Consider the following 12,346-nt stretch of genomic DNA (forward strand, 5'->3'; position numbering starts at 1 on the left):
GATACACTGTATCGCGGGAGCCGATGTATTGTCACCCCCATGTTGGTGTGGGAGCGGCCGGAACCGGCGAACCGACCGGCGCCGGCGCCGCTGAGCCGGGACCTGATCGTCCGGACAGCCGTCGAACTGGCCGACGAAGCCGGCCTCGAAGCCGTGTCCCTGCGCAAGATCGCCGCCGCGCTGGACGTCGGGCCGATGCGGCTCTACGGCTACATCGACACCAAGGACGAGCTGCTCGACCTGATGGTCGACGCCGTCCACGCCGAGATCCGGCCCACTGGGAAAAGCTGGCGGGAAGTGCTGACCTCGGCGGCCGAGGCCACCCGGCAGGCCGTGCACCGGCACGAGTGGTTCGCCGACCTGATCGGCGGCCGGCCCCAGCTCGGCCCGAACGCCCTGGCCAGGGGCGAAGCGGTGCTGGCGGCGCTGGACGGCGTCGACGTGGACGTGGTGATGCCGATGGTCACCGCCGTCGACGCCTACGTGATCGGCGCGGTCCGCCGCGAGATCGCCGAGCGGCGGGCCGAACGCAACAGCGGGATGGACGAGCGGCAGTGGCAGGCCGCCCTGGGGCCCTACCTGATGCGGATGTTCGCCACCGGGCGGTTCCCGGCGCTGGAGAAGGTGATCCACGACGCCGCCCACCACGACGCCGACGAGACCTTCCGCATCGGCCTCGGCTTCCTGCTCGACGGCATCGGGGCCGGCATCGGAACCGGCACCGGGACCGGCACCGGCTAGTTACTCCCCCGTGAGCAGCGCGACCATGCCGTGCGGCGCGTCCTCGCCGAACATGATCGCGTAGATGTCCTCGTCCGCTGCTTCGGCGGCCGCGCGCGCGAACATCGCCTCTTCGTACTCGGCCAGCGCCGTCTCGACGTCGCCGGGGTGGGCGGCGAGGGCCTGGCCGAGTTCGGCGCCGTCCAGCATGGCCAGGTTGGCGCCCTCGCCGTTCGGCGGCATCAGGTGGGCGGCGTCGCCGAGCAGGGTCACCCCCGGCACGCGGTCCCAGCGGTGCCCGGCCGGCAGGGTGCCGAGGCGGCGCAGCACCGGCGGGGTGTCGCTTTCGGTGATCAGGGCGGTCAATTCGGGGGCCCAGCCGTCGAACTCCGCGGCGGTCTCGGCCGTCACCGTGGCGGCATCGGCGTCGGCGAGCCAGTCCTGGGGCTTGAACAGCTGCGCGTACGTGTGCAGGGTTCCGCCGCCCTCGCGGTGCGCGACGAGCCCCTTGCCCGGCGCCAGCGCGTAGAGCGCTCCGGCGCCGACCGCCTTCGCGGCGGCGGGGTGGCGGTTGTCGCCGTCGAAGAGGAACGTCTCGACGACCGACACGCCGACGTACTCCGGGGTGGCGGCCGAAAGCAGCGGCCGGACCTTCGACCACGCGCCGTCCGCCCCGACCAGCAAGCCGGTCACGAAGGTGGCGCCGGAGGCCAGGGTGACCTCGTGGGCGCCGTCGCCGAGCGCGCGCACCGCGGTCACCTTGTGTCCCCAGTGGACGGTGCCGGGCGGCAGCGAGTCGAGCAGCAGCTGCCGCAGTTCGCCGCGTTGCACTTCGGGCCGTTCGCCGGTGCCGTCGTCGGGCTGGTCGAGCAGCACGGTGCCGTCGCGGCCGACGACGCGGGTCGACTCGCGGCCCGGCAGGACGAGCTCCCGGAACCCCTCGAGCAGGCCGGCCGCGGCCAGGGCCTGCTGGCCGTTCCACGGGTGGATGTCGAGCATGCCGCCCTGGCGGCGCGCGGTGGGCGAGGCTTCGGCCTCGTAGACCTCGGCCGGGATGCCGTGCCGGTGCAGGACACGGGCCAGGACGAGGCCGCCGAGGCCGGCTCCGATGATCGTGACAGTCATGATTACCTCCGGTTGGATCGTCGTTCCAATCACCACGCTAGCACGAGTTTGGATCGACGTTCCAACCATGCGATGATCGCCGCATGGCGAAACGGCGCACGGACGGGCTGTCCAAGGAGGTGATCGTCCGGGCGGCGGCCGCGATCCTGGACGACGGCGGCGAGGCGGCGCTGACGTTCCGCGCGCTCACCGCGCGCCTGTCCACCGGCTACGGCGCGATCTACCACCACGTCGCGAACAAGAGCGACCTCCTCGCGGCGGCGACCGACGACGTCGTCGCGCGCGTCGTGGGCGGCGTGGGCGGCGTGGGCGGCGTGAGCGGCGACGCCGAGCCGCGGGAAGCGCTGCGCACGGTGGCACTGGGCCTGTTCGACGCGATCGATGAGCACCCGTGGGTGGGCGCGCAGCTGTCCCGGGAGCCGTGGCGGCCCGCGCTGCTGGAGATCTACGAGCGCATCGGCGCCTTGCTGGAGGCGCTCGACGTGCCCGAGCGGGCGCTGTTCGACGCGGCGGGCGCGCTGGTGAACTACGTCCTCGGCGTGGCCGGGCAGAACGCCGCGAACGCCCGGCTGCTCACCTCCGAAGCGGCGGACCGCTCGGCGTTCCTCGCCTCCGTTTCGGCACGGTGGGCAGCACTCGACCCGGCCGAGTACCCGTTCGTGCACAAAGCCGCGGCGCACCTGCGCGAGCACGACGACCGGGCGCAGTTCCTCGCCGGCGTGGACCTCTTCCTGGCCGGGATCGCGACCCTGCGCTAGCGGGCCGCCGCCGGCGCCCACGCCGCGAGTTCCGCGCGGACCGCCGCCAGCTGGGCCGCGGTGGGTGCCGCCGCCGGCTCCGCGATCAGGGCATAGTGCAGACCCGGGGTCGCCGGCAGGCGCAGGCGGTCGCCCACCCCGGCCGCCGAGGCCAGGTCCGTGACCACCGTCGGGGTCATCCCCGCCGGGACGTGCAGTTCGGTCGGCGCGCCCGCGTCGGTCCCCTGCCACACCAGGACGCCGTAGCGCCCGATGCCGGTCAGCGCCGCCGTCGCCGGCATCGTCGACGGGATCCGGTTCCAGCTCAGCGTCTGGCTGCCGTCGCGCGAACGGTCCTCGTAGGTGAACGCCAGCGTGTGCCCGGCGACGGCCGCCGGGTAGAGGCGGTCGAGCAGCCGGGCGTCCTGGCGGAGCCGGACCGTGCCGTCGTCCGCCGTGCGGGCCGCGGAGAAGTCTTCGCCGTTCCAGGCGTCGCCGTCCGTCTTGATCTTGTCCGGGTTGTCGTTCATCAGCTCGTGGTGGCGGCCGCTGTAGGTATCCCACTGCCACTGCGTCGCCGAGAGCACCGGGCCCGACTGCGCCGGCCGGCTCCACCAGTTCGCCCCGGCCACCCGGGAATCCAGCGCCTGGTACATCGCCTTGTCCACCGTCGGCGTCTTGTCCGAGGTGTAGCCCGTCATCGGGTGGCCGAACTCGGTGACGATCGCCGTCGTGCCCAAGGCCGCCGCGCGGTCGCGGACCGTGCCGAAGTCCGCGCTGTACTGGCCGTCGCCCGCTTTGCCCGGCATGAACACGCCGGACTGGGCCAGCTGGTCGTAGAAGTGCGTGTTGAACACGTACCGCGGGCCCATGACGCCGGTGTCCTGGAACCCGCCGGGGTGCAGCTGGAACGAGATGTTGGCGTTCCAGAACATGTTCGGCTCGACGAACGCGGGCTTGTCCTGCCAGCCCGCCGAATCCATCGCGGCGCGGAACCGCTGGAAGAACGGCCAGAGCACGTTCTGCTCCCACGCCTTGCTGTCCTGGCCCTGGTCGTACCGCCCGGCGAAGGGTTCGTTGTACGGGTCCATCCCGGCGATGCCCGCGAACTGGGCGGCACTCAGGTTCGTCCGCAGGTAGGTCATCGTCTGCCCGGCCTGGCCGACGAACTCGTCCTGGACGCCGCGGGCGTTGTGCCAGAAGTCCTTCGTGGCGTCCTGGACCGCGCCGTTCTGGGTGATGTTCTGGCCCCAGTGGGCGCAGATGCCGCAGCTCTCCGCGGGATAGCCGCCGAGGTCGACGACCCACTTCGGGGCGCCGTCGCCGGTGTACCAGCTGCCGCGGTCGAACAGGTAGCGGGAGAACAGGTCCTGGTGGAAGTCGGGCAGGACGGTGAACCCCTCGTCCAGGAACGCCTTCAGCTGCTCGGTCAGCGCGGCCAGGTACCGCGTGTCCACCGGCCCGCGCACGGGCTGCGTGCCGGCCCACGCGATCGGGAACCGCACGGCGTTCGCGCCGGTGAGCGCCCGCATCGCCTGCGCCGAGCGGCGGGCGTCCGCCGCGTTCGCGAACGGCAGGAAACCGTTTTCCGCCAGCTTCGTCTCCCCCGAAACGTCGAAGCCGCGCAGGACCACCTCACGGCCGTACTCGTCGGCGAAAGCCGAGCCGCGCACGGTCAACCGGTGCGCGGGAACGTCTTCGGCGACAGCGGAGGCGACGACGCCGGAAGTCAGCGCCACGGCGGTGAGCAAAGCCACGAGCATGCGCATGATGGCGGCCCCAAACATGAAGGAGTTTCGCAAAAAACTAGCGAGCCCCTTCCGGGCCGTCAAGGGCCGAACGGAGCTGTTCAGGCCGCTCGCCGGAGCCACTGCTGGTTCGTCACCCCGGTACACGGGTACTGCTTGACGGCGGCCCCGTCGGCCGTCGACGCGGAGACGACGTCGAGGCACTTTCCGCTGTGCCGGGCCACGATCCGGACGTACCCGCCGCCGGCGTCCTGGGCCTGCCACTGCTGGTTCGTGCCGCCGGTGCACGTCCACTGCACCGCCGCCGCGCCGTCGGCCGTCGAGGCGTCCGCGATGTCGAGGCACTTGCCGCTGTGGCGGGCGATCAGGTTCACGTACCCGTTGCCGAGGTCGACCTCGCTCCACTGCTGGTTCCCGCCGCCGTTGCACGTGTACTGCGTCAGCGCCACACCGTCGCTGCGGGACGAACCCGGAATGTCCGCACACTTGCCGCTGTGCCGGGCGACGAGCGATTCGTACGCGCTGCCGGTCCCGACCCCGGCGACCACGCCGGTCGCCGTGTCGACGGTGACCTTCGGGTACCAGTTCAGGGAAAGCCCGGTGGCGCTGGGGAACCCGAGCGGCAGCCACACGTACCGGGACTCGTTGACCGGCCGGTTCCAGGCCCCCGCCCAGCGGTCGCCCAGGTAGAGGTACGAGGTCGCCTGCGAACCCTGCACGGGAAGCACATACGCGGTCTGGCTGCCGTACCCGGTGGCGTCCCCGACGTTCGCCAGCCCGCTCCACGCCCCCGTGACGCTCGTGGCGGTGGCGTACTTCTGCTGGTTCGGCTGCCAGCCCGTGGCGGCCGAGGTGAGCAGGAAGTAGACGCCGTTGCGCTTGAACATCGCCGGCGCCTCGCGGTACGAGCCGGGCCACAGCGTCCGCACCAGCGCCGACACGCCGGTGTAGTCGGCGGTGAGCCGGTAGACGTTGAGGTCGGCGTTCTCGCGGGCCGCCGACGCCATGTACGCGGTTCCGTCGTCGTCCTCGAACAGCGTCAGGTCACGCGACATGTGGACACCGAGCGGGCGGAAGCTGCCGCGGTAGGCGTACGTCCCGTCCACAGTGGACGACGTCGCCACGGCCGCGCGCGCTTCGCTGTAGTCGTCGCCGTTCTCCTTGTGCATCCACAGCACGTACTGCCCGGTCGAGCTGTTGTAGAGGACCTTCGGCCGTTCGATCTTCGCCCGGCCCAGCTCGGCCGCCGACGCCTGCGTCAGCACGTCGTTGCGGTACTCCCACGTCTTCAGGTCGGTGGAGCGGTAGACCGAGACCGCGCGGAAGGTGTCGTCGGCGTTGCGGTTTTCGCCGAACCAGTAGTAGTACGCCCCCACCTTGAGCAGGCCGCCACCGTGGGCGTGCACCAGGGCACCGGACGCGTCGGTGAACTGGCTCCCGTTGGACACCGTCACCGGCGCGGCGTGCGCGGCGGGTGTCCCGGCGAACGCGAGGACGAGCACCAGCAGGGCCAGGGTGAAGCCACGTCGTTGCGGCATCGCGATTCTCCTCGCGCAGGCGGGGACCCTTTGTTAGCGTTAACACACCCAGTGTAGGTGACCTGCGCCACACCGTGTCAAGGTCCGATCGCCGGGCGGGGCCGTCCACCCGGCCGGGGGAAATCGAGTCGATCAAGCGAACCGGATCCGCATTTCCGCCGTATTCCCCGGCAGGACGGTGGACGACGCGGAGGGACGACGACGTGACGCGCGAAGGCACACTGATCGGGGACCGGTACCGGCTGCTCGGCCCCGCCGGGCGGGACGCGGCCGTCTGGCACGCGCAGGACGAACGGCTCGACCGGATCGTCGCCGTGAAGCCCCTGTTCGACGAGCCCGCGCCCGCCATCCCCACGCCGCGGGCGGCCATCTGCGACGTCGTCGACGAGGACAGCACCACCTACCTCGTGCTCGAGTACCCGGGGGCGCGCACGCTCGCCGAGCTGCTCGGCGAGCAGGGCGCGCTCGCCCCCGGGCTCGTCGCGCGGTTCGGCGCCCAGCTGGCCGCGGCCCTGGCCGCCGCGCACGACGAAGGCGTCCTGCACGCCGCCGTCGATCCGGGGCACGTCGTCATCTCCGCCGAGGGACACGCCGGGCTCGCGGGCGGCGGGCGCACCGCCCGCGCGTACCTCGCCCCCGAGGTGCTCGACGGCGGCTTCCCCGACTTCCCGGCGGAGGTCTACTCCCTCGGCGCCACCCTCTACGCCGCACTCGGCGGCGAGCAGCGCCATCCGCTCACCGAGGCCGTGCTGCGGCTGCTGCACCCCGACCCGGCGGCCCGGCCCACCATGGCCGCCGCCGAGGAACTCCTGGACAGCGTGACGCCCCGCCGTCCGGGACCGGACCGCGGGGCGCCTCGGGGGATGGCCGCCGATTACCGCTGTGTGTAGACGAAGCCCACCTTGTCGACCGCGTCGCCGGTCCGCCCGTGGAACCCGGCGAGCTGCCAGCCGTCCGGGGCCGTGCGGGTCACGCAGTCGCCGGTCGCCGAGCCGCCGGCGAGCACCCGGCCGAGGTTGGTGGTGAAGCGCGCCGAGAAAATCCGGGTGGTGCCGCCGTACTTGCCCTGGCACAGGGTCGCCGTCGTGACGTACTCGCCGGTGCCGAGGGTGAGCGACGCTGCCGTGCCGCCCGTGCCGCCGTGGGTCAGCGTCGTGCCGTTCTCAAGCGTCACCCCGACCTGGTCGACGCGGTTGCCGCTGCGCAGCGACCACGTCCGCACCCGGGCGCCCGCCGGAACCGCGGGGACGTCGGTGAAGTAGTCGCCGTGCGGGCCGCCGAACTGGTCCGACAGCTGCAGCGCCGGGTTGCGCGTCCAGCTGAACCGCACGGTGACCGGGTCGTGGTCGGACAGCATCCTGCCCGCGTCGTCGAGGAACTTCGCGTGCTCGTTGTTGTACAGCGTCGCCTCGAGCGAGACGAGCTTGCTGCTGCGGTAGAGCACCTTGTCGACGACCTCGCAGTCGTTGGTGACCGCCTGCTCGTCGCACACCAGCGCCGGGCTGCCCGGGGCCGGCGCGACCCCGCCGCGCACGAGCTTCACCCACGCGTCGGTCAGGCCGTTGTCGGAGGCGAACCCGGCGATCGTGTCGGCCGCGCGGGTGTAGCGCGTGTTCGTGTCGCCCATGACGACCACCGCGTTGCCCGCCGAGTGCGCGCGGATGAACTCGGTCAGCTGCGCCAGGTCCGCCGCGCGCGAAGCCTCGTCGCCGTCGTTCGTCCCGGCGTTGGTGTGCGCGTTGTAGAAGTCGACGTACACGCCCTCGGCCAGCCGCACCCGCATGAAGGTGAAGCCCTTCGGGGTCAGGCAGTCACCGGAGTCCAGCTGGCAGGACGTCCAGCGGACGCGCTCGAAGTCGTCGGTGTCGTACGGCAGCGAAGACAGCGTGTTGAGCCCGCTGCCGATCCCCGCGCCGCCGCTGGTCGGCGTGCGGTACGGGTGGGTGTCGGCGGCGTAGAGCTTCGCGTGGTAGTTGAAGTCCTCCTCGACGTGCACGACGTCGTAGGGGCCGAGCCGCTGCCCGATCGCCGTCGTCGCGGGGTCACGCGGTGTCGGCGCGCTCGAGATGCCCTCGGGCAGGCCGGCGACGTTGTAGCTCAGGACCGAGAAGCTGCCGCCGTCGGCGGCGTGCGCGGCCGGGGCGACCACTGTGGACACCGCGACGGCGAGCGCCAGCACGGCGAGGGGTTTCTTCACGAGAACTCCCGCAGGATTCGGACGGACAAACCGGTGGGCGTGTACCGCGGAACCACCCGGTACCCCGGGCGGTCGGCTCGCAGGGCGGAGAACCGGCCGCGCAGCCGCCGCGCGCGCAGCACGTCGACCTCGTGCGCCGGGCAGGCGCCGGGCAGCCGGAGCTCGAGGACGCTGCCGCGCTCGAGCGTGGCCTCGCCGCACACCAGCAGCGCCGGTTCGGCGGCGACGGACAGCGTGCCGCCGGTCTGGTGGTAGCCGCCGGTCCGCAGGCCCGACGCGCGCAGCACACCGCCGGCGAGCTCGACGTCCCCGGTGCCCAGCGCGCCCGGCGTCGCCGCCACCAGCGTGCCCGCCTCGACGCGGGTGCCGCCGCGGTAGCTGTTGGCGCCGGCGAGCGCCAGCGTCCCGGTGCCCGCCTTGACGAGCCCGCCGTCCCCGCCGATGTCGTTGCGCCAGCTGTCGTTCGCGCCGAAGCCGCCGCGCGTGGCGTCCATCGTGACGCGGACGCTCGTGTCGAACGCGCCGTAGCCGTCGGCCGCGGCGAAGAGGTTGAGCCGTCCCCACTGTTCCGGGCCGTCGAGCAGCGGGTGCCCGGCCGGGAACGCCGTCGTGCGCAGGACTTCCCGCCGCTGGGCCGCGTCGAGGTAGGGCAAGCGCGTCTCCAGGAGGACCTCGGCGCCCTTCGGGACGCGCATCTCGGCGCGCGTGGCCCGGTGCGGCAGGCCGTAGGTCGCGCGGTGCGCGACCATCGCGGCGTTGGCGCGGCGGTCGCCGTACTCGTCGGCACCGGTGTGCGCCCGGGCGAAGAGCGTGTCCGCCGTAGTGCCGGTCTTCGCGGTGAAGTACTTCAGCGCCTGGTCGCGCGCGCCCGCCTTGAGGGCCGCGTTCTCGGGGTCCGCGAGCGTCGCGGCGGTGAGGGCGGTGGCCATGATGCGGCCGCCGATCACGTCCACCGGCGAGTGCATCCCGGCGACGATCCGCGTGTCGGCCAGGTCGTGGGCCCGGGCCACCAGTTCCTGGAACCGCTCGGGGACCGCGTAGGCCAGCGCGAGGCAGGCCAGGTGGAAGGCGTTGGTGTGGCCGCTGGGGAACCCGGCGTCGTCGACCGGGCTGGTGCTGCGCTGCCGCAGCAGCTGCGGCGCGACGACCACGTCCGAGCGGTAGACCGGGAACCCGAGCGCGTCGGTTTCGCCGGTCGGGACGACCCGGCTGTCGGCGGTCAGCCGCCAGGGCCGCGGGTACTGGTAGGCGTACTTGCTCGGGTTGCCCGAGGCGAAGTTGCCGCGGACGGTGTCCACGAGCCGGGCGACCAGGCCGAGGGCGGAGTCGTGCGAACCGGCGCCGAGGGCCGAGCCCGCCGGTGCGTCCGCCGGGATCGTGTCGTCGACCTTCGCCGGCGGTGTGCCGTCGGGCGCGGAGGTGATGCTCGTGACGGCTTGGGCGCCGCTGCGGTAGAGCTCGGCGAGCGGGCCGAGGCCGCCGATGGCGGCGTACGACTGGTGCTGGCGGTCGAAGACGAAGGCGCGGCGGGCTTCGTCGTCGGTCCGGGCCCGGGTGACGGCGACGCAGTGCCGGACGTTCGCCCGCAGCACCGCCGCGTCGAGCACGGTCCCACTGTCCCATGTGGACCCGGTGCGCCAGAGCCGCTGCATGCCGGTCAGGATCCGGACGACGGCGTTGGTCTCCGGGGTGCGGTTCGCCGAGACGTTCGTGCGGTAGGCGTCGACGAACGCCGCCTCGTCCGCCCACGCGGGCACGCCCAGCCCGGCGGGCACGGCGGCGACGGCGGGGACGAGCGCGGACCAGCGCAGGAAGGTCCGCCGGTCCAAGGGCGCAAGGGTCAACTCGTTCTCCTGGGGAGGGTGCGCGTGTGGCGACGGGCCGGGAAAAGCGCGCGGAGGAATTCGCTGCGGGAATGATCAGCGCCCTCGCCGAGCGGGGTCAAGGAGCGTCCGGAGTAATTCGCCGCGCAGTAACCTGATCTTTTTCGGGGGTGTTGTGAATTCGACGAATTCACTCGATCCGGACTTCCGCGGCCGGGCGCGCTGCGGTGTCCGGTCCGCGCGGCGCTACCGGTCGCCGGCCCGGTAGCGCTGCATCTTGTCGCGGCTGCCGCACGCCGCCATCGAGCACCAGCGGCGCGCACCCGCCCGTGACGTGTCGAGGAACAGCAGCGAGCACTCGGGGTTGGCGCACTCGCGCAACCGGGCCGCGTCGCCGCCGCCGAGCACGGCGACGGCGTCCGCGGCGATCAGGCCGAGCAAGGACGGCACGGTCGCCGGAACTCGCTCTGCCCGCAGACCGGCCGAAGTGACGCGCAGGGCGGTGACGGGCGGTGGGTGCGCCGCCCACCGGTTCACCGTGGCGACGTCCTCGTCCGCGGCGGCGGTGCCGGACAGCCGGCCGAGCATCAGCCGGTAGACGGCTTCGCGCAGTTCGCGCGCCGCCACGAGGTCGGCCGCCGTGCACGCCGGATCGGCCGGCGTCAGGCCCGCTTCGGTGCACCAGCGGCCGAGCGCCGCGGGGTCGGGCAGGCGCTCGAACCCGCCGTCGCGCCACCGCTCGCCGACGGTGGCCGTGAAGTTCACCGAAGGCCGCCCGCCGTGGAAGCGGAACCCCTGCTTGTCTCCCACCTCGGGAAGACTATCCGGTTACCGCTTCAACCGGTAACGTAGGGCGGGTGAAATTCGCGATCATCGGCGCGGGCGGCCTGGGCGGGTTCTTCGGGGCCCGGCTCGCCGCCGCCGGACACGACGTCTCCTTCCTGGCCCGCGGCGAACACCTGGCGGCGTTGCGCGAACGCGGCCTGACCGTGCTGGGGCCGGACGGGGAAGCCGCGACCCGGCCCGTCCACGCGACCGGCGACCCGGCGCAGCTCGGCACGCCCGACGCCGTCCTGCTGGCGGTCAAAACCTGGCAGCTCGACGCCGCCGTGGCCGCGGTCCCGGCCGGGACGGACGCGGTGCTGACGCTGCAGAACGGCGTCGACGCGCCCGCGCAGGTGGCCCGGACGCTGGGCGAGGACGCCGTCCTGCCCGGCGTGGCGAAGGTGATCGCCGCGCTCGCCGGGCCGGGCACGATCCGGCACGTCGGCGGCGCGGGCTCGCTCGACTTCGCCGAGTGGGACAACCGGCCGAGCGAACGGGCCGAGCGGATCCGCGCCGCGTTCGCCACCGCCGGCATCCCCACCACGCCCCCGGCCGACATCTGGGCCGAACTGTGGGCGAAGTTCCTGTTCATCACCCCGATCGGCGGCCTCGGCGCGGTCACCGGCGCCACCTTTGGCGAGCTGCGCGGACACCCGGAGACCCGGCGGACGCTGGAGGCGGCCATGACGGAGATCGAACAGCTGGCCCGCGCGTCCGGCGTCGACCTGCCCGCCGACATCGTCCCCGCCACCCTGGCCTTCGTCGACCGGCAGCCCGCCGAAGGCACGACGTCGCTGCAGCGCGACATCGCGGCGGCCCGACCGTCCGAATTGGACGCCTGGACCGGGTCCGTGGTGCGGCTCGGCCGGGAGAGCGGCATCCCGACGCCGGTCAACGACGTCCTCCACGCGGTCCTGCGGCTGCGCGAAGACCGCTGAGCTACGGCGTGGCGGGCCGGAGCTCCACGCAGCATTCGCCCGCCCGGGGATCGAGGACGGCTTCGACCGTGGCCGCCTGCAGGCCGTCGAGCACGCCGTCGAGGAAGGCCCGGTTGATCCCGCAGACCAGCTCGGGGGCCCGCGCGGCCAGCGGGTGGAACGGGCAGTTGCGCAGCCGCAGGCAGGCCGGGGTCTCGCGATCCGGCTCGAAGCCGTGGCGCTCGACCAGCGCCGAGGCCAGCGTCAGCGCCCGCTCGGCGCCCAGGCGCCCGGGCCGGGCCCGGGCGCGTTCGGCGGCGCCGAGTTCGTGCCCGTGCCGGTGCGCGGCGCGCAGGGCGGCGTCGCGGGCCGTCTCGCCGGCGCGTTCCTCGAGGACGGCGTCCAGCAGGATCCCGGCCAGGACGTCGTGGTGGCGCGGCGGGACGCTGACCCGCACCTCGGCGCCGGAGGGCTCGTACACCTTGGGGGCCCGCCCGACCTTGCGGACGCCGCCGACGAACTCGTAACGCGTCCGCAGCAGCCCGGCGGCGACGAGTTTGTCGAGGTGGAAGGCCGCGAGCTTGCGCGAGATCCCGACCGCCTCGGCGGCCTCGTCGCGGGTGACCGGGCGCCGCACCCGGCGGATGTGCGCGTACATGCCGCGCCGCGACGGGTCGTCCAGCACGGCCAGCGCGGTGATCGGCTCCACCTCCGCA

At 73.2% G+C, this 12,346-nt stretch carries 11 protein-coding genes; 4 read left to right on the forward strand and 7 right to left on the reverse strand.

Going from position 1 to position 12,346, the window contains the following annotated elements:
• The first annotated feature begins 39 nt into the window (after nucleotides 1-39).
• Entirely contained in the window at nucleotides 40-741 is a 702-nt protein-coding gene (locus ACLJOU_RS17835; protein WP_410568690.1) for a TetR/AcrR family transcriptional regulator, read from the forward strand.
• Here the strand turns inward: ACLJOU_RS17835 and ACLJOU_RS17840 are convergent, their stop codons facing one another.
• Nucleotides 742-1,845 (reverse strand): FAD-dependent oxidoreductase, encoded by a 1,104-nt coding sequence (locus tag ACLJOU_RS17840; protein ID WP_410568692.1) that lies wholly within the window; start codon nucleotides 1,843-1,845, stop codon nucleotides 742-744. It abuts the gene before it with no gap.
• Between the two features lie 83 nt (nucleotides 1,846-1,928).
• On the opposite strand from ACLJOU_RS17840, the gene ACLJOU_RS17845 reads away from it, so the two are divergent.
• Entirely contained in the window at nucleotides 1,929-2,603 is a 675-nt protein-coding gene (locus ACLJOU_RS17845; RefSeq protein ID WP_410568693.1) for a TetR/AcrR family transcriptional regulator, read from the forward strand.
• Here the strand turns inward: ACLJOU_RS17845 and ACLJOU_RS17850 are convergent.
• Together ACLJOU_RS17850 and ACLJOU_RS17855 are read right to left on the reverse strand one after the other, a co-directional pair.
• On the reverse strand, nucleotides 2,600-4,351 hold the full coding sequence (locus ACLJOU_RS17850) for a cellulase family glycosylhydrolase (RefSeq protein WP_410568695.1): 1,752 nt from the start codon (nucleotides 4,349-4,351) through the stop codon (nucleotides 2,600-2,602). The two genes, ACLJOU_RS17845 and ACLJOU_RS17850, sit on opposite strands and share 4 nt — an antisense overlap.
• An 80-nt stretch (nucleotides 4,352-4,431) precedes the next feature.
• Nucleotides 4,432-5,868: an RICIN domain-containing protein gene (locus ACLJOU_RS17855; RefSeq protein ID WP_410568697.1), complete on the reverse strand. Its 1,437-nt coding sequence runs from the start codon at nucleotides 5,866-5,868 to the stop codon at nucleotides 4,432-4,434.
• Nucleotides 5,869-6,071: 203 nt separating this feature from the next.
• On the opposite strand from ACLJOU_RS17855, the gene ACLJOU_RS17860 reads away from it, so the two are divergent.
• Complete coding sequence (locus tag ACLJOU_RS17860) at nucleotides 6,072-6,758, forward strand: protein kinase domain-containing protein (RefSeq protein ID WP_410568699.1); 687 nt, start codon at nucleotides 6,072-6,074, stop codon at nucleotides 6,756-6,758.
• Here the strand turns inward: ACLJOU_RS17860 and ACLJOU_RS17865 are convergent.
• The 3 genes from ACLJOU_RS17865 to ACLJOU_RS17875 form a co-directional block, all read right to left on the reverse strand.
• Nucleotides 6,743-8,065, reverse strand: a complete 1,323-nt coding sequence (locus tag ACLJOU_RS17865) for a jacalin-like lectin (protein WP_410568701.1) — start codon at nucleotides 8,063-8,065, stop codon at nucleotides 6,743-6,745. The genes ACLJOU_RS17860 and ACLJOU_RS17865 overlap by 16 nt on opposite strands.
• Nucleotides 8,062-9,909, reverse strand: coding sequence for a phosphatase PAP2 family protein (locus tag ACLJOU_RS17870; protein ID WP_410568703.1), 1,848 nt, complete (start codon nucleotides 9,907-9,909; stop codon nucleotides 8,062-8,064). Before ACLJOU_RS17870 ends, ACLJOU_RS17865 begins: the two co-directional genes overlap by 4 nt.
• Nucleotides 9,910-10,134: 225 nt before the next feature.
• The gene (locus ACLJOU_RS17875; RefSeq protein ID WP_410568705.1) at nucleotides 10,135-10,698 is read right to left on the reverse strand and encodes a CGNR zinc finger domain-containing protein; all 564 of its coding nucleotides are present in this window, start codon (nucleotides 10,696-10,698) and stop codon (nucleotides 10,135-10,137) included.
• A 47-nt stretch (nucleotides 10,699-10,745) separates the two neighbouring features.
• Here ACLJOU_RS17875 and ACLJOU_RS17880 point away from each other — a divergent pair, with 47 nt between their 5' ends.
• Nucleotides 10,746-11,651 carry a 2-dehydropantoate 2-reductase gene (locus ACLJOU_RS17880; RefSeq protein ID WP_410568707.1) on the forward strand — a complete coding sequence of 302 codons (906 nt, stop codon included), beginning with the start codon at nucleotides 10,746-10,748 and terminating at the stop codon, nucleotides 11,649-11,651.
• 1 nt (nucleotide 11,652) lies between these two features.
• On the opposite strand, the gene ACLJOU_RS17885 is transcribed toward ACLJOU_RS17880, so the two are convergent.
• Nucleotides 11,653-12,339, reverse strand: coding sequence for a helix-turn-helix transcriptional regulator (locus ACLJOU_RS17885; protein ID WP_410568709.1), 687 nt, complete (start codon nucleotides 12,337-12,339; stop codon nucleotides 11,653-11,655).
• Nucleotides 12,340-12,346 lie beyond the last annotated feature (7 nt).

Origin of the sequence: Amycolatopsis sp. cmx-4-61 (genome assembly GCF_046548775.1) — a bacterium.
In the GTDB taxonomy this organism is placed as follows: Bacteria; Actinomycetota; Actinomycetes; order Mycobacteriales; family Pseudonocardiaceae; genus Amycolatopsis.

Coding starts and splice junctions, on each gene's coding strand:
- ACLJOU_RS17855 (WP_410568697.1), bottom strand. CDS start 5,868: ATGCCGCAACGACGTGGCTTCACCCTGGCCCTGCTGGTGCTCGTCCTC.
- ACLJOU_RS17840 (WP_410568692.1), bottom strand. CDS start 1,845: ATGACTGTCACGATCATCGGAGCCGGCCTCGGCGGCCTCGTCCTGGCC.
- ACLJOU_RS17845 (WP_410568693.1), top strand. CDS start 1,929: ATGGCGAAACGGCGCACGGACGGGCTGTCCAAGGAGGTGATCGTCCGG.
- ACLJOU_RS17835 (WP_410568690.1), top strand. CDS start 40: ATGTTGGTGTGGGAGCGGCCGGAACCGGCGAACCGACCGGCGCCGGCG.
- ACLJOU_RS17850 (WP_410568695.1), bottom strand. CDS start 4,351: ATGCGCATGCTCGTGGCTTTGCTCACCGCCGTGGCGCTGACTTCCGGC.